General features: G+C 69.5%; 20 protein-coding genes. 10 read left to right on the top strand and 10 right to left on the bottom strand.

Annotated elements, in window-relative coordinates:
- Positions 1 to 63: 63 nt before the first annotated feature.
- On the top strand, positions 64 to 1,098 hold the full coding sequence (locus FO059_RS17060; protein WP_143910132.1) for an NADP-dependent oxidoreductase: 1,035 nt from the start codon (positions 64 to 66) through the stop codon (positions 1,096 to 1,098).
- Between the two features lie 342 nt (positions 1,099 to 1,440).
- Here the strand turns inward: FO059_RS17060 and FO059_RS17055 are convergent, their stop codons facing one another.
- Positions 1,441 to 2,475: an IS30 family transposase gene (locus FO059_RS17055; protein ID WP_143905932.1), complete on the bottom strand. Its 1,035-nt coding sequence runs from the start codon at positions 2,473 to 2,475 to the stop codon at positions 1,441 to 1,443.
- A 342-nt stretch (positions 2,476 to 2,817) separates the two neighbouring features.
- Here FO059_RS17055 and FO059_RS17050 point away from each other — a divergent pair, with 342 nt between their 5' ends.
- The gene (locus tag FO059_RS17050) at positions 2,818 to 3,285 is read left to right on the top strand and encodes a hypothetical protein (RefSeq protein WP_143910131.1); all 468 of its coding nucleotides are present in this window, start codon (positions 2,818 to 2,820) and stop codon (positions 3,283 to 3,285) included.
- A 383-nt stretch (positions 3,286 to 3,668) separates the two neighbouring features.
- Positions 3,669 to 3,860 (top strand): hypothetical protein, encoded by a 192-nt coding sequence (locus FO059_RS17045; protein ID WP_143910130.1) that lies wholly within the window; start codon positions 3,669 to 3,671, stop codon positions 3,858 to 3,860.
- Between the two features lie 299 nt (positions 3,861 to 4,159).
- Here FO059_RS17045 and FO059_RS17040 read toward each other — a convergent pair whose 3' ends face one another.
- Positions 4,160 to 6,316 carry an FAD-dependent oxidoreductase gene (locus tag FO059_RS17040; protein WP_143910129.1) on the bottom strand — a complete coding sequence of 719 codons (2,157 nt, stop codon included), beginning with the start codon at positions 6,314 to 6,316 and terminating at the stop codon, positions 4,160 to 4,162.
- 147 nt (positions 6,317 to 6,463) lie between these two features.
- On the opposite strand from FO059_RS17040, the gene FO059_RS17035 reads away from it, so the two are divergent.
- Positions 6,464 to 7,225 (top strand): alpha/beta hydrolase family protein, encoded by a 762-nt coding sequence (locus FO059_RS17035; RefSeq protein ID WP_158726366.1) that lies wholly within the window; start codon positions 6,464 to 6,466, stop codon positions 7,223 to 7,225.
- Positions 7,226 to 7,301: 76 nt separating this feature from the next.
- Here FO059_RS17035 and speB read toward each other — a convergent pair whose 3' ends face one another.
- A complete protein-coding gene (speB, locus tag FO059_RS17030) occupies positions 7,302 to 8,261 on the bottom strand; it encodes an agmatinase (RefSeq protein WP_143910127.1) in 960 nt (319 codons plus the stop codon).
- A gap of 117 nt (positions 8,262 to 8,378) precedes the next feature.
- Between speB and FO059_RS17025 the strand changes: the two genes are divergently transcribed.
- Positions 8,379 to 10,802: an ATP-binding cassette domain-containing protein gene (locus FO059_RS17025; RefSeq protein WP_143910126.1), complete on the top strand. Its 2,424-nt coding sequence runs from the start codon at positions 8,379 to 8,381 to the stop codon at positions 10,800 to 10,802.
- Positions 10,803 to 10,822: 20 nt separating this feature from the next.
- Here the strand turns inward: FO059_RS17025 and FO059_RS17020 are convergent, their stop codons facing one another.
- Together FO059_RS17020 and FO059_RS17015 are read right to left on the bottom strand one after the other, a co-directional pair.
- Complete coding sequence (locus FO059_RS17020; RefSeq protein WP_168226632.1) at positions 10,823 to 11,113, bottom strand: HepT-like ribonuclease domain-containing protein; 291 nt, start codon at positions 11,111 to 11,113, stop codon at positions 10,823 to 10,825.
- 47 nt (positions 11,114 to 11,160) lie between these two features.
- Positions 11,161 to 11,463, bottom strand: coding sequence for a nucleotidyltransferase family protein (locus tag FO059_RS17015; protein ID WP_143910124.1), 303 nt, complete (start codon positions 11,461 to 11,463; stop codon positions 11,161 to 11,163).
- Positions 11,464 to 11,629: 166 nt separating this feature from the next.
- Between FO059_RS17015 and FO059_RS17010 the strand changes: the two genes are divergently transcribed.
- The 5 genes from FO059_RS17010 (at position 11,630) to FO059_RS16990 (ending at position 16,176) form a co-directional block, all read left to right on the top strand.
- A complete protein-coding gene (locus FO059_RS17010; protein ID WP_233266678.1) occupies positions 11,630 to 12,115 on the top strand; it encodes a hypothetical protein in 486 nt (161 codons plus the stop codon).
- A gap of 22 nt (positions 12,116 to 12,137) precedes the next feature.
- Positions 12,138 to 13,076 (top strand): nitrilase-related carbon-nitrogen hydrolase, encoded by a 939-nt coding sequence (locus FO059_RS17005; protein ID WP_143910123.1) that lies wholly within the window; start codon positions 12,138 to 12,140, stop codon positions 13,074 to 13,076.
- Positions 13,073 to 14,773, top strand: coding sequence for a flavin monoamine oxidase family protein (locus FO059_RS17000; protein ID WP_372497922.1), 1,701 nt, complete (start codon positions 13,073 to 13,075; stop codon positions 14,771 to 14,773). The genes FO059_RS17005 and FO059_RS17000 overlap by 4 nt, the downstream gene beginning before the upstream one ends.
- Positions 14,774 to 14,857: 84 nt before the next feature.
- Positions 14,858 to 15,388, top strand: a complete 531-nt coding sequence (locus tag FO059_RS16995) for a hypothetical protein (protein WP_143910122.1) — start codon at positions 14,858 to 14,860, stop codon at positions 15,386 to 15,388.
- Positions 15,388 to 16,176, top strand: coding sequence for a fructosamine kinase family protein (locus FO059_RS16990; protein ID WP_143910121.1), 789 nt, complete (start codon positions 15,388 to 15,390; stop codon positions 16,174 to 16,176). The genes FO059_RS16995 and FO059_RS16990 overlap by 1 nt, the downstream gene beginning before the upstream one ends.
- A gap of 11 nt (positions 16,177 to 16,187) precedes the next feature.
- On the opposite strand, the gene FO059_RS16985 is transcribed toward FO059_RS16990, so the two are convergent.
- The 5 genes from FO059_RS16985 to FO059_RS16960 form a co-directional block, all read right to left on the bottom strand.
- A complete protein-coding gene (locus FO059_RS16985) occupies positions 16,188 to 16,799 on the bottom strand; it encodes a GNAT family N-acetyltransferase (RefSeq protein WP_143910120.1) in 612 nt (203 codons plus the stop codon).
- A gap of 91 nt (positions 16,800 to 16,890) precedes the next feature.
- The gene (locus tag FO059_RS16980) at positions 16,891 to 17,070 is read right to left on the bottom strand and encodes a pentapeptide repeat-containing protein (protein WP_143910863.1); all 180 of its coding nucleotides are present in this window, start codon (positions 17,068 to 17,070) and stop codon (positions 16,891 to 16,893) included.
- An 89-nt stretch (positions 17,071 to 17,159) separates the two neighbouring features.
- Positions 17,160 to 17,420: a ribbon-helix-helix protein, CopG family gene (locus FO059_RS16975; RefSeq protein WP_143910119.1), complete on the bottom strand. Its 261-nt coding sequence runs from the start codon at positions 17,418 to 17,420 to the stop codon at positions 17,160 to 17,162.
- 442 nt (positions 17,421 to 17,862) lie between these two features.
- Entirely contained in the window at positions 17,863 to 18,336 is a 474-nt protein-coding gene (locus FO059_RS16965; protein ID WP_143910117.1) for a hypothetical protein, read from the bottom strand.
- A 63-nt stretch (positions 18,337 to 18,399) separates the two neighbouring features.
- On the bottom strand, positions 18,400 to 18,975 hold the full coding sequence (locus FO059_RS16960) for a sugar O-acetyltransferase (RefSeq protein WP_143910116.1): 576 nt from the start codon (positions 18,973 to 18,975) through the stop codon (positions 18,400 to 18,402).
- Between the last annotated feature and the right edge of the window lie 54 nt (positions 18,976 to 19,029).

Genomic DNA, 19,029 nt, shown 5'->3' with positions numbered 1-19,029 from the left:
CAACTGGTGCTCCTATGGTGGTACCGAGCACCGCGCCCGGCCGCCAACACGAGGTACCCGTCGATGACCGACCAGATCGTCCAGAGCACCCGCATCGTTCTCGCGTCCCGCCCGCACGGCGCCCCCGTCGAGGAGAACTTCCGGTTGGAGACGGCGCAACTGCCGCCGGTGGGGCGCGGCCAGGTGCTGCTGCGGATCATCTACCTGTCGCTGGACCCGTACATGCGCGGACGTATGAGTACCGCCGAGTCGTATGCGGAGCCGATGGAGATCGACGACGTCATGGTGGGCGGCACCGTCGCCCAAGTGCTCGCATCGCGGTACCCGGGCGTGGACGCGGGCGACTACGTTCTGTCCTATTCCGGCTGGCAGACGCACGCGGTGGAGGACGGCGCACGCGTGCGCAAGCTCGACGCCCGGCGGGCGCCGCTGTCGACGGCGCTGGGGGTGCTGGGCATGCCCGGTTTCACGGCCTACGCGGGACTGCTGGCCATCGGCAGACCGGTCGCGGGCGAGACCGTGGTGGTGGCGGCGGCCAGCGGGCCGGTCGGGTCGGTGGTGGGGCAGATCGCGAAGCTGCAGGGGGCGCGGGCCATCGGCATCGCCGGCGGGCCCGACAAGTGCGACTACGTGCGCGGCAGGCTGGGGTTCGACGAGGCCGTGGACCACCGTTCGCCCGAGTTCGCGGAGCAGCTGGCCTACGTGGTGCCCGACGGGATCGACGTGTACTTCGAGAACGTCGGCGGCCCCGTGACGGACACGGTGATGCCGCTGCTCAACACGTACGCGCGGGTGCCGGTGTGCGGGCTGGTGTCGCAGTACAACCTGCCCGGCCGCCCCGACGGCCCGGACCGGCTCCCCGCATTCATGAACTACGTACTCACGAAGAGCCTGTCCGTGCGGGGGTTCATCCAGAGCGAGTTCGTCGACGACTGGTATCCGGGCTTCCTGATGGACATGTCCGACTGGGTGCAGAGCAAACGGGTGCGCTACCGGGAGGACATAGTCGACGGCGTGGAGAACGCGCCGGCCGCGTTCATGGGCCTGTTGGAGGGGCGGAACTTCGGCAAGCTCGTGGTTCGGGTGGCGGAGGAGTAGCGGGCACACTGCTGAACGGGGGGGCGGTGAAAGGCACCCGGATGCGGGGTCCAAGCAGTGCGAAGCGCGAACGTTGCGTGGCCAGATTCCGGACTCAGTCAGGATGTATGCCGATTGATCCGGCGTCTGAATACGTAGATCCGCAATTGGAAGATCTTGCAGGCGAGGCACAGTAGATGCCGATCGAAGCCTACGGCCCGTGGACCCAGCTTCGCCGTCTCAGGTATGTGCGGACTGCGTGGACAGCGTATTGAAGCATGATCCGGCCGTGTCGGATCGTCAGCTTCCGTCACCGTAGAGGCATGTCGCTACCAAAGAATACCCCCCCAAGAGTTGGCAGTGTCAACTCGTGGAAGCAATCGGCTCGGCCAGTAGCTTCGTGAACACCTCCCGCGGGGTGAGGAAGCCGAGTACCGCGCGTGGCCGGTCGTTGAGCTCGTCGGCGATCGTGTCCAGGTAGGGCTGGTGGTCGGTGATCTCGATGCCCTTCGGCAGGTACTCGCGGATCAGCCCGTTCGTGTTCTCGTTGGTGCCGCGCTCCCACGGCGAGTGCGGATGAGCGAAGTACACCTTCAGGTCCGTGGCCGTGGTCAGCGCGGCATGCCGGGCCATCTCGGTCCCCTGATCCCAGGTCAGGGAACCGAGGATGTGCCGGGGCATGCCGCTGACCGTATCGATGAGCACATCTGCGAGGCCGTCGGCGTTCTTACCTGCGGGAAGACCGCAGATCAGGGTGAACCTGCTGGTGCGCTCGACCAAGGTGGCGGCCGCGGACTTGCCGCCCTTCCCGATGATCAGATCGCCTTCCCACGATCCAGGAACCCTGCGGTCGGAGGCCTGCTCGGGCCGGTCGTCGATCGAGACCATGCCGACGATCTTCGCGCCGGTGCGCTCGCCGAGCGCCTTACGGGGCTTGCGGCGGGTGCGCTTGGAGCGCAACAGGATCCCGGACTTGGCGAGCTCGCCCTTGGGCAGCGCGTAGATCCACTGGTAGATGGCCTCGTGTGAGATGGTTCGGCCTCCGGCGTCAGGGGAATGCACCATGGTGTCCACGCTGTCGTCGGTAGCTTCACGGTGCAACCTGCCGGCGATCTGGCGGGGCGTGCGTGAGTGGCGCAGATCGGTGCGGACCCGCAGCTCAAGCTGCGGGTCCGCGTCGATCTTGCGGGTCTGTGGTCTGCTACGGCGCCCTCGTGCTGCGCGGTCGGCGGCCACTGGCCGGTAGCCGCCGGCCGCGCTGGCGTTGCGTTTGCGTTCGCGCCAGATCACCGTCGGGTTCCGGCCGATGTCCTCACCGATCTCCGCGTCGGACAGACCGGCCTTGATCCCGACCGCGATCTGCACTCTGTCGTCCAGCGTCAGCTGCCGCCGCCCCAACCCACCACTCCTACCGTGTCACCAGCATCATTGCTACGACGCTATGACACCGCCGTTCACTTGGTGAACCTGTTGTTGCACGGAGTCGGGGCATCCAGCGCTAAACGTATTGACCGGAGGGGTTACGTGTTCCACACTACTGTTCTACGGTGACCTGCATCACGCAGTCAGCGTGCGGTACGGCAGGGGAGGTGAGGATGGGGACGACGTTCGGTTGGCGCCCCCTTGCGTCTATGAGGCCTGGGCTGATCACTGATCTGTTTCGGTAAATTGTGGATGCTAGTTTTTGCGATCAGTTTGTTTAGGAGTTGTTGTGTTTAAGCGAAGCGTGCGTACATCGTAATGGTAACGGCCGCCGCCGGCCTTACGGTGGGTCTTGCAACGGCGGCGAGCGCGGCCGTTATCGTGCATGGGCCAGAATCCGTAGTAGACGAGGTCCCCACGGCAAATCTGGAAATGTGCGGAAACGTGTATGTCTCCCCGGATTCGGCGGTTGAGGGTGCAACAGTGACGGGCAATCTTTACAATTCCACAGGTAACCTGGTGACCGGTCCATACCAGGACGAAACCAATTCGGGTGGTGGTTGGTGCATCCAGGGGGATGCGACTCTGGCGGATACGATCTACAACGGCGGGTACGTTACCGTCTGCGTGGACCCGGCTGCGGTGAATGGAAAGCCGTTCAGTTTCCTCGGCTCCGGTTCCGACTGTGTCGACATTTATGAGGCAGAGTTCAACAGCCACCTCTACGCCGATCCCTTCAATCTCATTGTCGCTTCGGCAAAGGATATCGATGCGGTAGCAAATTGATGCGAGTCACCGGCTAAGAAGAGAATGGAGAATGCATGTCTACGGATTTCTTACGAGCTACGATCGATCTCATTTCGGGATTGCTGAATGCCACGTGGTCGGGCTCAATAATGCCGAGTCTTGATGTGTTCAAGGACGGGGTCGTCACGATGAGCTGACTATTTGTAAATTGCCGAACTTAGCAGGAAGGTGACTAGTTATGGGCTCTTTTGGATCGGTTGTCGACGCCGTCAACAACCCGATGTGGGATCTCTTGGTGGCTCCAATGCTCGGGGCGATGTCAATCAAGCCATTGACCCTGTCGATGGACTCCGAATGGAAACAGCCTTAGAGGTGTATCGATTTCTAATCGTTAGGTACGAAATGCACAAAGGAGAGTTGCTGTGACAGGAAGCATTCTGGATGCTCTCGGGAGTATCGATGCATCGTCCTTAGCCCCGCTCGGCAGGGGGAGCGTCGGCATCGTCGAGAACGTATTTGCCGCGATTTCCGGCGCTCTGGAGGTTGGTGTTAGCGGCTCGGGGGCTCTGGCGGGATTGATCGATAGCGGCCTGGCATCTTCAGCCAGTGCTTGATGCTCTGAAGGGAGAGAGTAATTGCTTGAAACATCGACAGCTTCACTATCGAATATTGTGAACTTCATGCTAGTGGATCTTGTGGGGGTCTTCGGAGAGTACCTCGATGCGCTCTCATCGACGCCCGAGACGACGTAAGGAGGGGAACCATGTTGGAAACGTTCTCTCTAGACTTTCTGACCTTCTATTCGATCAACCTGCCTGAGTTGATCCCGATCGGAAGCGTGATGATTCCGAAGTAGTCGGGAAGTGAATTCGGCCCCTGTCGCGCTGCGACAGGGGCCGGTTGACTGTCGCAACTACAGCCCCGCCGCCACCTTCCACGCGGTGTGGATGGCGCCTTCGATGTAGTCGACGGAGCCGGCGTCGCCGACCACGCGCACGTCATCAATCACTCCCGCGAGCTGCTGCTCGAGGGGCGCGGCGGCGTCGGTGCCGAGCGCGTGGATCACCATCGACGCGGGCGCGGACATCGCCTTGGTCTCAACCACCGTGCCCTTGCGGTCGGTCACGGCCACCTCGAAGTCCACGCGGTCCTTGGTGATGCGCGTGGCGGTGGTGTTGCGGTGGATGGTCACGCCTGCCTCGCGGGTGTGGCGTACCGCGGTCCAGCGGCGGGGCAGCGCCATCGGAAGTCCCAGCTGCTGCTCGTCGTGCAGCAGGGTGACCCGGCGGCCGCGCTCGGCGAGGAACTCGGCCAGCTCCAGGCCCACCAGCGAACCGCCGATCACCACGACGTCCTTGCCCATCGGCAGGAACTTCTTGGTGATCTCGCGGATCCGCTTCGGGCTCTTGGTGATGCCGGAAAGCTTGCCCAGCTTGCCGGCCACACGCAGGTACCAGGACTGCCCGGCCGTATCACCCACGCCGGTCATCAGCGCGCGCATGGTGTCGCCCGTGTGCACGTGGGGCAGGTCGCCGCCGGGGATCTGCGGGCGGTCCCGCACCGCGCCGGTGGCGAGCACGACGGTGTCCGGGCGCAGCGACGCGATGAGCTCGGGGGTGGCTTCGGTGTTCAGCCGGATGTCCACGCCCAGGCGCGCCGTCTCGTTCTTCAGCCACTCCAGCAGCGGATAGTTCGCCGGCGTGGTGAGCGAGGAGAACCACAGCGTGCCGCCGAGCCGATCCGTCTTGTCCAGCACCGTCACCCGGTGCCCGCGCTCGGTGGCGATGCGCGCCGTCTCCAGCCCGGACGGCCCGGCGCCCACGATCACGACGCGCTTGCCCGTCTTCGCGGTGGGGAACGGCAGCAGCGTCTCGTTGCCCAGCGCGGGGTTCACGGCGCAGATGGGCGTGTCGTCCCAGAAGTTCTCCTGCACACACACGTAGCAGTTGATGCACGGCCGCACCCGCTCGGGCGTCCCGGCCTTGAGCTTGTTGACCAGGTCCGGGTCGGCCAGCAGCTGGCGGCCCATGGCGACGAAGTCGGCCTTGCCCTCGGCGATGGCCTGCTCGCCCGTCTCGGGCAGCACGCGGCCCACGGTGATCACAGGGACCGCCACGGCCTGCTTCACCTGGCCGGCGAAGTCGGTGTAGGCGCCGATCTGATCGGGCAGCGGGCCGTCGGTGAAGTTGGAGAACGGGTTGCGGCCCCAGCCGGTGACGTCGATGGCGTCGGCGCCCGCGGCCTCGAAGAGCTGCGCGGCGGCGACGGCCTCGGGGGTGCTCAGGGCGTTCGGCTCCTCGGTGCCGCCGAACTCGCGGCCGGCGACGCGCACGATGATGGCGAGGTCGTCGCCCACCACCTTCTTGACCGCGGCGATGATCTCGCAGGCCAGGCGGGCCCGGTTCTCCAGCGAGCCGCCGTACTCGTCGGTGCGCAGGTTGTCGGCGCGGCTGAGGAACCCGCCCGGCAGGTAGCCGTGCGCGCAGTGGATCTCCACCGCGTCGGCGCCGGCCTGCTTGACGCGGCGGGCGGCGTCGGCGTAGATCTGCACCACCTCGGCCAGGTCCTCGGCGGTGGCCTCGTGGTAGGTGTCCTTCTTGCCGCCGGTCACCGCGGCCATCTTGGCCAGCTCGGTGGGGGTGTTGTCGGCCAGCGCGCTCATGTCGCGCTTGACGTGCGGCGCGGACGGCACCAGCATGGGCCGGTCCTGGATGGTGTCGATGCGGGCGACGCGGCCGTGGTGCACCATCTGGATGCACAGCTTGCTGCCGGCCTCGTGCACCGCCTCGGCCAGTGCGGTGAGCCCGGGGATGAAGCGGTCCTCGGACAGGCCCGGCTCCTTGGTGCTGGTGCTGCCCTTGGGGTAGGCCACCGAGCAGCAGCCGGTGATGATCATCCCCGTCCCCCCGGCGGCGCGGGCGACGAAGTGGTCGATGTCCTCCTTCTCGATGACACCGTCGTGGGAGACGTTCATATCCATCGCGGAGAGCGTCACGCGGTTCTTCAGCTCCACGGGGCCGATGCGGCCGGGGCTGAGCAGGTGGGGGTAGGTCTGAGTTGTCGTCGCCACGGTCCATAGGGTATGCCCGGGGCACGGCCCGGGCAGGGCGGGTTTCAATTATCGGGACCCGTGGCTTGCGCGCGGACCACGGATAGTGGCATGGGACCGACAACGGCCGGCCGTCGTCGGTCGGCGAGGTGGAAGGACAGTCGTCGATTGCCTGCACGTGAGCGGTTGATGTTCCCCGGCGCTGTCGACGCGCCCGTGGCGGGCATCCTCGACCTGCCCGACGGCCCGCCCCGCGGCACCGTCCTCTACGCGCACTGTTTCACCTGCTCCAAGGACACCATCGCCTCCGCGCGGATCTGCCGGGAGCTGGTCGACGCCGGGTTCGCGGCGGCGCGCATCGACTTCACCGGGCTCGGCGAATCGGGCGGCGCGTTCCGCGACACCTCGTTCAACACGAACATCGAAGACCTGGTGCTCGCCGCCGAACACCTCGCCGGCCTCGGCTCCGCGCCCGACCTGCTGGTGGGGCACTCGCTGGGCGGCGCGGCCGTGCTCGCCTCCGCCGCACACATCCCCGGCGTGCGCGGCGTGGCCACCGTCGCCGCGCCCTGCACCGTCACCGCTCTCCACCGTCACTTCACCGCGCAGCGCGCGCGGATCGAGCGCGACGGCGAGGCCGATGTGCCGCTGGCCGGCCGTCCGCTGACGATCACCCGCGAGTTCGTCCACGACCTGGACCGCCACGACATCGCGGGCAGCGTCGCGCGCCTGGGCGTGCCGGTGCTGTTCGTGCACGCCCCCGGCGACCGGGAGGTCCCCCTCGCCGACGCGGAACGCCTCTACGCCGCGGCCCGGGAACCCAGGGAGCTCGTCACCCTCGACGACACCGCCAACCACCTGCTCACCCGGCCCGGCTCGGCGGCGCGGGCGGGGCGGATCATCGCGCAGTGGGCGGCTCGGGTGGTGTAGCGGGCGGGCAGTGTGACGGGCGGGCGGTGCGACGGCGCGCGGGGGTGCCGGGGTGCCGCAGCAGGCCGACCCGCGGTCAGTGCCAGGGGCTCGTCGCCATCAGCGCCAGCAGCTCGTAGGTGACGTGTGCTGCGGCGATGCCGGTGATCTCCGCGTGGTCGTAGGCCGGCGCCACCTCCACCACGTCCGCGCCCAGCAGCTCCCGGCCCGCCAGTGCCCGCAGCGTCAGCAGCAGCTCGCGGGAGGTGAGCCCGCCCGCCTCGGGGGTGCCGGTGCCGGGGGCGTGCGCCGGGTCGAGCACGTCCACGTCCACCGAGACGTAGACCGGGCCGTCGCCGAGGCGCCGCAGCATCGCCCCGGCCACGCCCGCCACGCCGGCGGACTCGTAGGCGTCCGCGGGGATCACCTGGAAGCCCAGGACCGCGTCGTCGCGCAGGTCGTACTCCGAATACAGCGGGCCGCGGGTGCCCACGTGCACCGAGCGGCGCAGGTCGATCAGCCCCTCCTCGCTGGCCCGCCGGAACGGGGTGCCGTGCGTGTACGGGGCGCCGAAGTACGTGTCCCAGGTGTCCAGGTGCGCGTCGAAGTGCACCACCGCCACCGGGCCCGCGTCGCGCGCCACCGCCCGCAGGATCGGCAGGGCGATGGTGTGGTCCCCGCCGAGCGTCACCACCCGCGCGCCCGACGCGCGCAGCGACCCCACGCCCGCCTCCACGTCGCCCAGCGCGGCGGCGATGTCGAACGGGTTCAGAGCCAGGTCGCCCGCGTCCACCACCTGCCGCGCCGCGAACGGCGACACCCCGAGCCCCGGGTGGAACGGCCGCAGCAGCCGCGACGACGCGCGGACGTGCCCGGGCCCGAACCGCGCGCCCGGCCGGTAGCTGGTGCCCGCGTCGAACGGTGCGCCGAGGATCGCGACGGCCGCGGGCAGCGACTCCGGCGCCACCTGGTCGATGCGGGGCAGCCGCGCGAACGTGGGCGGGCCCGCGAACCGCGGCACCCGCGTGGCGTCCACGGGACCCACGGGATCCGTCATGGGGTCGATTGTCCCCCTCGCGCCCGCCGAGTTGGCGGTTTTCGGGTGCGCGACCGCCAGTGGAGCACCGAAGAACCACCCACTCGAGGGGGCGGCGCGCCGGTAGCATCGTGAGCCGTGACGCACCCCGCAGACAGCCACGACCTGATCCGCGTGCACGGCGCGCGCGAGAACAACCTCGCCGACGTCAGCGTGGAGCTGCCCAAGCGCCGGCTCACCGCGTTCACCGGTGTCTCCGGCTCCGGCAAGAGCTCCCTGGTGTTCGCCACCATCGCCGCCGAATCGCAGCGCCTCATCAACGAGACCTACAGCAGCTTCGTGCAGGGGTTCATGCCCTCGCTGGCCCGGCCCGACGTGGACGTGCTCGACGGCCTGACCACCGCGATCATCGTCGACCAGGAGCGCATGGGCGCCAACCCGCGCTCCACCGTGGGCACGGCCACCGACGCGTACGCGATGCTGCGGATCCTGTTCAGCCGGCTCGGCACCCCGCACATCGGCAGCGCGCAGGCGTTCTCGTTCAACGTCGCCTCCATCAGCGGTGCCGGCGCCGTGACCATCGAGAAGGGCGGCCGGGAGGTGAAGGAGCGCCGCGAGTTCTCCGTCACCGGCGGCATGTGCCCGCGGTGCGAGGGGCGCGGCGAGGTGAGCGACTTCGACCTGACGGCGCTGTACGACGACTCCAAGTCGATCCGCGAGGGCGCGCTCACCATCCCCAACTACAGCGTGAGCGGCTGGTACGGGCGCATCTTCGCCGGATGCGGGTTCTTCGACCCGGACAAGCCCATCGCCAAGTTCACCAAGCGCGAGCTGAACGCCCTGCTCTACAAGGAGCCCACCCGGATCAAGGTCGACGGCGTCAACGTCACCTTCGAGGGGCTGATCCCGCGCATCCAGAAGTCGTTCCTGGCCAAGGACCGCGAGGCGATGCAGCCGCACATCCGCGCCTTCGTCGACAGGGCCATCACCTTCGGGGTGTGCCCGGAGTGCGGGGGGACCAGGCTCAGTGCGCTCGCCCGTTCATCGAGGATCGCCGGCAAGTCCATCGCCGACGTGTGCGAGATGCAGATCAGCGACCTGGCCGAGTGGGTGCGGGAGCTCGCTGCGGGCTCCGCGGATGAGAGTGCTGCGGGTGATGGTGCTGCGGGCGGTGCGTCGGCCGCGTCGCTGGCCCCGCTGCTGGGGTCGCTGGGCGACACGCTCGACTCGTTCGTGGCCATCGGCCTCGGCTACCTGAGCCTCAACCGGCCGTCCGGCACGCTGTCCGGCGGAGAGGCGCAGCGCACCAAGATGATCCGGCACCTGGGCTCGTCGCTCACCGACGTCACCTACGTGTTCGACGAGCCGACGATCGGCCTGCACCCGCACGACATCGCCCGCATGAACGACCTGCTGCTGCAGCTGCGGGACAAGGGCAACACGGTGCTGGTGGTGGAGCACAAGCCGGAGGCCATCGCCATCGCCGACCACGTGGTGGACCTGGGCCCGGGCGCGGGCACCGAGGGCGGGCGCATCGTGTTCGAGGGCACGGTGGAGCAGCTGCGCGGCGCGGACACCGTCACCGGCCGGCACCTTGGCGACAGGACGGCGCTCAAGGAGACGGTGCGCGAGGCGTCCGGCGCCGTGGAGATCCGGGGCGCGAGCACCCACAACCTGCGCGGCATCGACGTGGACATCCCGCTGGGCGTGCTGTGCGTGGTCACCGGCGTGGCGGGCTCGGGCAAGAGCTCGCTGGTGCACGGATCACTCGAGGAGCGCGACGGGGTGGTGGTCGTCGACCAGTCGGCCATCAAGGGCTCGAGGCGCAGCAACCCGGCCACCTACACCGGGCTGCTCGAGCCGGTGCGCAAGGCGTTCGCCAAGGCCAACGGGGTCAAGCCGGGCTTGTTCAGCGCCAACTCGGACGGCGCCTGCCCGGCGTGCAAGGGGGCGGGCGTCATCTACACCGACCTGGCGATCATGGCCGGCGTGGCCACGGTGTGCGAGGAATGCGAGGGCCGGCGGTTCCAGGCGTCCGTGCTGGAGTACACGCTGGGCGGCCGCACCATCGCCGAGGTGCTCGACATGTCCGTCGCCGAGGCCGAGCGCTTCTTCTCCGGTGAGGTGGACGGCGCCGCCGACGCGCGGATCCCCGCCGCCCACAAGATCCTGGTGCGACTGGCCGACGTGGGCCTCGGCTACCTGCGGGTGGGCCAGCCGCTGACGACCCTGTCCGGCGGCGAACGCCAGCGCATCAAGCTCGCCACCCGGATGGGCGACAAGGGCGGGGTCTACGTGCTCGACGAGCCCACCACCGGCCTGCACCTGGCCGACGTGGAACAGCTGCTGGCGCTGCTCGACCGGCTGGTCGATTCCGGCAAGTCGGTGATCGTCATCGAACACCACCAGGCGGTGATGGCGCACGCCGACTGGATCATCGACCTGGGCCCCGGCGCCGGGCATGACGGCGGGCGCGTGGTGTTCGAGGGCACGCCCCGGGAGCTGGTGGCGGACCGGTCGACGCTCACCGGCGAACACCTGGCGGCGTATGCGGGCGGGTAGAAGGCGGACTTATGGACCCTTCAGGGCGGATCGAGGAGGGCCTGGAGGTCTTCGGTCAGCGGATCCAGGTGGACTGAGGCGATCTGCCAGACGACGCGCATGTCGAGTTCGCCATAGCCATGCGAGATGACGTTGCGGAGCCCGATCAGCCGTTGCCAGCTCTCAGAGCTGTTGTCCGCGTAGAAGTCCGGGAACTGGCGGCGGATCTTGCCGAGTTTCTCGCCCATCTCCTGCAGGCGCATGCATACGGCATCCTGTACGAGCTGCGTGCGGAGGAACTCGTCCTCGGAGGCAGGGAGATACTCTGCCACGCGATCTGCCGCCGCGACCACCAACTGCAAGTACGGACGAGGTGACTTCACAGGACGATCTCGACCAGGTCCGGCTCGATGTAGGGGCGGAACACCGGCTTGATCGAGGTCAGTAGATCGACGCGCCGACCAGTCGCAGCCTCGAGTTCCTCGGAGAGGCGCAGCAGTACTGCGTAATCAAGCGGGCCGGGGAGGTCGATGAGCATGTCGATGTCGCTCGTCGGCGTCAGCTCTCCGCGCGCGGCGCTGCCGAACAATTGCGCGCGGCGCACCCCGTAGCGACGCAGTACAGCACGCACCTCGCCCTCATGCGGCAGGTCGTAGGTCTGCGCCGCGCTCGCTGTGGCCATGGCCCGATGCTACCGGGATTGCCGACGGCGGACACGGGTGCTCGGAGCGGTAGGAATTCGACGTTCGCTGCGGCTTCGTGGAAATAGTGCCGAGCGGGCGGGTGTTCTGGTGGGATGGAAGAGGCCTCCCAGGAGACCATGGTCGATCTGAATCGAGGAGCCACCAGTGAACCTGAAGCCACGCAATGCCCGCCTACGCCGCCTGCCGCTGCGGGCCGTGACGGGCGCGTTCATCCTCAACTCGGGCGTCGGCAAGCTGGCCTTGGACGACGACGGCGCGGCGGGGCTGCAATCGATGGCCGCCAACGCCGTCCCGCCCGTCAAGAGCCTGAGCCCGGGCACGTTCGGCAAGACGCTCGCGGGCGCGGAGATCGCGCTGGGTTCGGCGCTGCTGGCGCCGTTCGTTCCCACGGCCGTGGCGGGCGCCGGGCTCGTGGCCTTCAGCTCCGGGCTGCTGACGATGTACGCCCGCACGCCCGGCATGCACGAGGACGGCTCGCCGCGGCCCACCCAGCAGGGCACGGCCATCGCGAAGGATTCGTGGCTGCTCGGCATCGGTGCGAGCCTGCTGATCGACGCCGCACTGTCCCGTAAGAGCTGCTGCGCGTCGGCGGCGGACGAGCCCGACGCCGCCGCCGACACGGCCGGGTAGCCGTCGACGATGGAGGTGCGTCATGCGGGTGGCACTGCTGCAGGGTCCCGAGTCGACCGACATCGACGGCGCCCTGGCCGAGGTCGCCGCGTCGGCGCGCTCCGCCGCGGAGTCCGGCGCGGTGATCCTCGTGTGCTCGGAGCTCACCTGCACCGGATTCAGGCGGCCGCTGCGCCCCGAACCGGGGCCCGGCGGCACGGCTCCTGGTCCCATAGCGAGGACGATGGCGCAGGCCGCGCGCGAAACCGGCATCGCCATCGCGTACGGGTACGTGGAGCAAGGGCGGGTCGGGAAGCGCGGTGGCGGTAAGGATCTGCCGCTCTACAACGCGGTGGCCGTGGTGGGCGCCGACGGCGAACTGCTCGCCCACTACCGCAAGACCCACCTGTACGTCCCACGGGAAGACGATACGAGTCCTGCGGCCGGCGGCGGGCCCGACGACGCCGCCTTCACCCCGGGCGACGACCCCGTGGTGCAGTTCGCTCTCGGCGGCCTGACCTGCGGAATCCTGATCTGCTACGACGTCGAGTTCCCCGAGGCCGTGCGCGCCCACGCGCTGGCCGGCACCGACTGGCTGCTGGTGCCCACCGCCCTCGCCTACCCGGACGACCACGTGGCCCGCATCCTGGTGCCCGCGCGCGCCGTGGAGAGCCAGCTGTTCATCTCCTACGTCAACCGCATCGGCCAGGAGCCGGGCGCGTTCGAGGGCTCGCCGGTCACCTACTACTGCGGCCACACCTGCGCCGTCGCCCCGGACAGCACCGAGTTCGCCCGTGCCGGCGACGAGGCCGAGCTGCTGGTGGTGGACCTCGACCCGGAGCTGCTGGCCCGCTCGCGGCGGCGCAACACCTACCTGCGCGACCGCCGCACCGACCTGTACGGGGCGTCAGGCTCCGGAACGGAGGGCGGCGAGACGGCGGGCGAGGGGGCCGGTCCCCGCAGCGCCGCGGGCCCGGCGTGAGCATCCCCGTCGCGCCCGGGCCCGGCAGCCCGCTGTCGATGGTCGGCCCCGACTTCCCCTTCCCGTACGACACGTTCCGCGAGCATCCCGCGGGCATCGGCGCGGTGCCAGCGGCGGCGCACGGCACCGAGGTGGCGGTGATCGGGGCGGGCCTGTCCGGCGTCGTCGCCGCCTACGAGCTGCTGCGCATGGGGCTGCGGCCGGTGGTGTACGAGGCCGAGCAGATCGGCGGGCGCATGCGATCGGCCGCGTTCGACGGGCACCCGGGCACCGTCGCCGAGCTGGGCGCGATGCGGTTCCCGCGGTCGTCGACCACCCTCTACGGATACCTGCGCGAGACGGGGCTGCGCACGTCGCCGTTCCCCAACCCGCTCTCGCCCGCCACCCCCGAGACCGTCATCGACCTCAAGGGCGCCACGGTCCGCGGCCGGACGCTCGACGAGCTGCCCGCGGTGTTCCGGCGGGTGGCGCGCGCCTGGGCGGCGACCCTCGAAGACAGGGCGGGCCTGTCCGCCCTGCGCGACGCGATCCGGGCGCGCGATCCGCAGGCGATCGCGGCGCTGTGGCATCCGCTGGTCCGCCGCTACGACGACACCACCTTCTACCGGTTCCTCGTCGACTCGCCGCACCTGCGCTCGTTCGCGGACCGGGAACTGTTCGGGCAGGTCGGCTTCGGCACCGGCGGCTGGGACACCGACTTCTCCAACTCCATCCTCGAGGTGCTGCGCGTGGTGGCGACGGCGGCCGACGAGGAGCACCGCGGGATCGACGGCGGCGCACAGCAACTGCCGCTGCGCCTGTGGTCGTCGGCGCCCGCGGGGACGGCGCACTGGCCGGCCGGCACCTCGCTCGCCGCGCTGCACCCCGGTGGCCTGCCCCGGCCGGCGGCGACGGGGATCCGGCGCACCCACCCGCACCGCATCACGATCACCGACGCCGACGGAGCCATCGCCACCTACCCGGCAGTGGTGCACACGGCGCCGGTGTGGCTGCTGCTCAACACGATCCGGACGGACGAGTCGCTGTTCGACCCGCTCCGCTGGAGCGCCATCGAGCGCACCCACTACATGGGCTCGTCCAAGGTGTTCGTGCTGGTGGACCGGCCGTTCTGGCGTGATGTCGACCCCGCGACCGGCCGGCCGGTGATGGGCATGACGCTCACCGACCGCATGCCGCGCGGCACCTACTTGCTCGACGGTCCGCTGGCCGGGGCGGGCGCGCCGGGGGACGGGCCCGCCGCGATCTGCCTGTCCTACACCTGGACCGACGACTCGCTCAAGCTCGTGCCCCTGGGCGCCGCCGAGCGGATGGACCTCATGCTGGACTCGCTGTCCGCCATCTACCCCGACGTCGACATCCGCTCGCACGTCATCGCGTCGCCGCTCACCATCTCCTGGGAGGTCGAACGCAACTTCATGGGGGCGTTCCGCGCCAACCTGCCCGGGCACTACCGCTACCAGGAGCGGCTGTTCACCCACTTCATGCAGGACGGCTTCGCCGACGGGCACCGCGGAGTGTTCCTCGCCGGCGACGACATCTCGTGGACCGCAGGCTGGGCGGAGGGCGCGGTACAGACGGCGCTCAACGCGGTGTGGGGCGTGATGCACCACCTGGGCGGGGCGTGCGCGGCGGCGAACCCGGGCCCCGGCGACCGGTTCGCCGAGCTCGCGCCCGTGCGGCTGCCGGACGTGACGTGAGGTGGAAACCCCCGTGGCCCGCGGCCCCGCGTGGGATCATCGGTGCACCACGGGGGTGACGGGGATGGCGACCGGAGGTGCGGGATGTCGGCGAAGGTGTTGACGCGCGGGGCGGCGGCCGTCGGGGCGGCGGCGGTGCTGCTGGGTGGAGCAGTGCTGACGTCCGGGGCGATGCTCGGTGCCGGCACGGCATCGGCGGCCGGTTCCGTGGCCGCCGGCCCAGTGCCCGCCGACCCGGTGACGGCGTCCATCGAGCACCTCGGCGACGTGGTCCTCTACCAGTCGGGCCTGCAGGTGTACGAGGTGGCGGAAGTGCGTCCGGCCGAGAACACCTCGCCTCCGGCCGATGAGCTCGTGCTGCGGCGCGTGCACTCCGCCGGCGACGGGATCCCGGGTGCGCCCAGGTTCGCCTTCGTCGGGGCCCCTCTGCCGGAGGCGTTCGTGGTGGCGCAGGCGTGGGAGCAGCCGGGCGTGCCCTCGGGGCTCATCGTGCCCGCCGATCCGGTGACACTGGAGCAACTGCCCCTGGGCGAGAACCTGCGGATGGTGAGCGTGCTGGCCGGGCCGCTCGGGCCGTTCGCGGGCGCCGGAATGTCGACGCCCTACCTGGGGTGATGGGGGTGCCGGGCGAGTTCACCAAGTCCGACCCGCACGCGCCGCCCGGGTTCTTCGCCACCGAGGCGGCAGGGCTGCGCTGGCTGGCCGAGTCCGGTGGTGCACGGATCGTGGGCGTGCGCGAGGAGTCCGAGCACGGGATGATGCTCGAGCGGGTCGACGAGACGGCTCCGCGACGTGATGCCGCCTGGGCGATGGGCCGCGGGCTCGCTCGCACGCACGCCGCCGGGGCGGACGCGTTCGGGGCGCTCCCGCCGGGCGCGAAGCAGTACTTCTTCGGCCCGATGTGCCACCCGTTGGCGCTGCCGCACGCGCCGTCGCCACACTTCGGAGAGTTCTACGCGGCGGCGCGCGTCGAGCCCGTGGCTCTCTGGTGCCGGGGAAAGGGGGCGATCGACGGGGCGATGTCCGACGGGGTGGAGCGCGTGTGCGCCGATCTGCGCGCGGGCCGGTGGGACCTCGGCGCGGACGGCCGGCCGGTGCGTCCGGCCCGCATCCACGGCGACCTGTGGGCCGGAAACGTGCTGTGGGACGACGGCGGCGCGGTGCTCATCGACCCGGCCGCGTGCGGCGGGCACCCGGAGGCGGATCTGGCAATGCTGAGCCTGTTCGGGGCGCCGCACCTGGAGTCCATCGTCGACGGCTACGCGAACGCCGCGCCGCTGCCGGGCGACTGGACGGACCGCATAGGCCTGCACCAACTCTTCCCGCTGCTGGTGCACGCGCTGCTGTTCGGTGGTGGGTACGCCGCGTCGGCCCGGGCGGCCGTTGCGGCGCTGATCGACTGAAGGCCCGTCCGTCAGCGCCGGTGCCGCAGCCGGTGCTCCAGTCCCGCGCGCACCTCGGGCCACTCGTGCGCCAGCACCGAGTACATGACCACGTCTTTGAGCACGCCGTTGCGGTGCCGGCCGTACGCGCGCAGCACCCCGTCGCGCCGGGCGCCGAGCCGCTCGATCGCCTCCTGCGACTGACGGTTCTGCCACTGGGTGCGGAACCCCACGCACTGGCAGCCGAGCACGTCGAACGCGTGGGTGAGCAGCAGCAGCTTGGACTCCGCGTTGGTGCCGGCGCCGTGCGCGGACTGCCGGTTCCAGGTGTAACCGATCTCCAGGCGCGGCACGACGGGGTCGAGCGCGTAGTAGGTGGTCATGCCGAGCGCCGCCCCGTCGGACCTGCGCACGGCGGTGAACGGCACCATCTCGCCGCGCTCGGCCAGGCTCAGGCGGCGGTCGACCTCGGCGCGCATGCCGTCCGGTTCCGGCACCGAGGTGTACCAGCGGTCCCACATCTCGCCGTCGCGGGCGGCGTCGACCAGGCCGTCGTGGTGTTCGGGCGCCAGCGGCACCAGTTCCACCAGGCTGCCGGTGAGTGTCACAGGGTCGATGCGCCACGGGGAGTCCACCTCCGCCATTGAACACCCGCCGCGCGCCGGCCGGCACGATCGGCGACTATTCCGCTATCTATCATATGCGTTAGATTGCGATATAGAGAGCGATGGAGGCTCATCGGCCCCAGTGGGACGGGCGGTCGATGTCCGGCGGCAGGAGCGTGTGCTCGTCGTCCAGGGTGGCGCCGACCTGCGATGCGGTGAGAAACAGCGCCCTGTCGAGGTCCGCCCCGTGGAGCGTCGCGGCGCGCAGGTCGGCGCCGGTTAGGTCGACGTCATGGCTCGCTAGGGTAATCTGTGCGCGAGGCTAGAAAAGGGTAGAGAACGATGTCGAGGGATGGCACCCATCGGTGATGTCGTGCTTGCGTGCTGATCGCCGGATGATCACGACGCGGCGGCCCACTGGGCCAGTGCCTGCCGAATCGCATCGGAGCGGTTGAGGTGCTCGCGTTCGGCCCGGGCCATGACTGCCTCGAGTTCAGCGTCGGTCAAGCGCACGGGAACCACCTTGGCCGCGTGCTCGGACCGTGAGGGGCGGCCCATGCGTTTCTTCAGCCACTGAGGGTTGTAGCCGGCCTCGGCCTCGGCAACCCGCTCGTCAATCTGGCGGTCCGATACTTCCTGCCCCCGGATCTTCCGCTCCATATGCATAATCGTAATACGAATAGGGGCAGCCGGATAAGGCGCGTGGCGCGAGCTGCTCCCACCCCGGTGTGGGCCGATGGTGAACGCTGCTACTCGGTGGATTTCGGGTGCCCGGTCGTTGCTGCCTTCACCCACAGCGTGCTGCGTTCGATGTCTACGAGATACCAGATCCGCCCGCCTCCGGTGACCTCGTACTGCCATTGCTCCATGACGGTTCCCCGATGAGTAGCTGTGGCGAGTGAGCCCTTGAGCTGATGGTGCCGAGGTGTCGGTGTCGGCGCAGTGGCACGGTCGCGCAAGGTGTTCCAGGCGGTGAGCGTGTTTCCCGGTGCCTGTCGGCAAAGAGCCTCCCAGCCCCTTGCAGCCTCCGCCGTCGCGAAACGCAGATCCCAACCGCCGGCGGGGTCCGCGGGTGGGGCGACGCGGTCTCCGCGCTTCGGGCTCACGCGGCGGGCGCAGGCACGGTGCCGTGGTCGTCGCCGGTGTCAGTGCTCAGCTGCGCGGCGACCGCCGGATCGGCGTGGGCCTCGGCGGTGTTGCGCCAGGCCGCGATCGATTGGGCCAGGGGATTCGGATTATCGAGAGCATCGGCGGCCCGCAGCGTTTCGGCGAGCTCGTCGACGAACCTGCGCAAGTCCTCCGGGGGCAGGAAGACGGCCCACGGAAAGACGTCGGTGATGGCGCCGGAGATCGAGTCCTGCGCATTCCTGTCGCGTGAGAGAAGCGTAGCGAGTACCCGCATGGCGACCGAGGAGACTTCGCGGTCGCGACCGGCCCGTTCGGCGGTGGTCAGTACGAGGTTGTCGCCGTCGCGGCGCCGGATCAGCAGCGACTGGCCACGTGTGCTCTGCAGGCGTGCGACCGTGGCCTTGCCGTGCAACTGGAGCTCGGAGAATGGCACCTCATCAACCTGCATACTTACAAAGTACTTCTAAAGTCTTTGGCTGTCGACCGAACTCGGTGCGAGGGCACCGGCGCCTCACGCCGGCGCCTCGCCCTCGAGCGAGCGGATGACGCGGCACGGGTTGCCGGCGGCGAAGACCCGCGCGGGCAGGTCGCGGGTGACCACGCTCCCCGTTCCGATCACCGTATCCGGCCCAATGCGCACCCCCGGACACACGATCACCCCCGCGCCCAGCCACACCCCGTCGCCGATCGTCACGGGCGCGGCCGATTCCCACCCCGCGCGCCGCGCCGCATGATCCTCCATCGGGTGCAGCGCGGTGAGTAGCTGGGCGCGGGGCCCGATGAAGACGTTGCTGCCGATGGTGATGTGTGCGCAGTCGAGCAGGATCGCGTCGTAGTTGAGGAAGGAATCGTCGCCGATGTGGATCTGCGCGCCGTAGTCGCACGTCAGCCGCGGCATGATGCGCGTCCGCTCGCCCAGCGACCCGAGCAGCGACCGCAGGATCTCGATGCGGCGCTCCTCGTCGTCGGCGGGCGCGCCGTTGAACTCGTCGAGAGCGCGGCGGCAGGCCAGGCGCTCGGCGAGCAGTTCGCCGTCGTCGTCGCGGTAGGACTCGCCGGAGAGCATGCGCCGCTTCATCTCACCCATGACAGCGACGGTAGCGGCCCGCGCCGGAAGAAGCGCGCGAAGTCAGACGAATAT

The organism is Tomitella fengzijianii, assembly GCF_007559025.1.
Lineage (GTDB): Bacteria > Actinomycetota > Actinomycetes > Mycobacteriales > Mycobacteriaceae > Tomitella > Tomitella fengzijianii.
The sequence above is the reverse complement of the archived record's forward strand: the minus strand, read 5'-3'. Positions and strand labels throughout refer to the sequence as shown.

What these genes read in the sequence shown, in the direction of transcription:
- FO059_RS17060 (WP_143910132.1), top strand. Translation starts at nt 64, where the DNA reads ATGACCGACCAGATCGTCCAGAGCACCCGCATCGTTCTCGCGTCCCGC.
- FO059_RS17050 (WP_143910131.1), top strand. Translation starts at nt 2,818, where the DNA reads ATGGTAACGGCCGCCGCCGGCCTTACGGTGGGTCTTGCAACGGCGGCG.
- speB (WP_143910127.1), bottom strand. Translation starts at nt 8,261, where the DNA reads ATGACGGATCCCGTGGGTCCCGTGGACGCCACGCGGGTGCCGCGGTTC.
- FO059_RS17015 (WP_143910124.1), bottom strand. Translation starts at nt 11,463, where the DNA reads ATGGCCACAGCGAGCGCGGCGCAGACCTACGACCTGCCGCATGAGGGC.
- FO059_RS17005 (WP_143910123.1), top strand. Translation starts at nt 12,138, where the DNA reads ATGCGGGTGGCACTGCTGCAGGGTCCCGAGTCGACCGACATCGACGGC.
- FO059_RS16995 (WP_143910122.1), top strand. Translation starts at nt 14,858, where the DNA reads ATGTCGGCGAAGGTGTTGACGCGCGGGGCGGCGGCCGTCGGGGCGGCG.
- FO059_RS16990 (WP_143910121.1), top strand. Translation starts at nt 15,388, where the DNA reads ATGGGGGTGCCGGGCGAGTTCACCAAGTCCGACCCGCACGCGCCGCCC.
- FO059_RS16985 (WP_143910120.1), bottom strand. Translation starts at nt 16,799, where the DNA reads ATGGCGGAGGTGGACTCCCCGTGGCGCATCGACCCTGTGACACTCACC.
- FO059_RS16975 (WP_143910119.1), bottom strand. Translation starts at nt 17,420, where the DNA reads ATGGAGCGGAAGATCCGGGGGCAGGAAGTATCGGACCGCCAGATTGAC.
- FO059_RS16965 (WP_143910117.1), bottom strand. Translation starts at nt 18,336, where the DNA reads ATGCAGGTTGATGAGGTGCCATTCTCCGAGCTCCAGTTGCACGGCAAG.
- FO059_RS16960 (WP_143910116.1), bottom strand. Translation starts at nt 18,975, where the DNA reads ATGGGTGAGATGAAGCGGCGCATGCTCTCCGGCGAGTCCTACCGCGAC.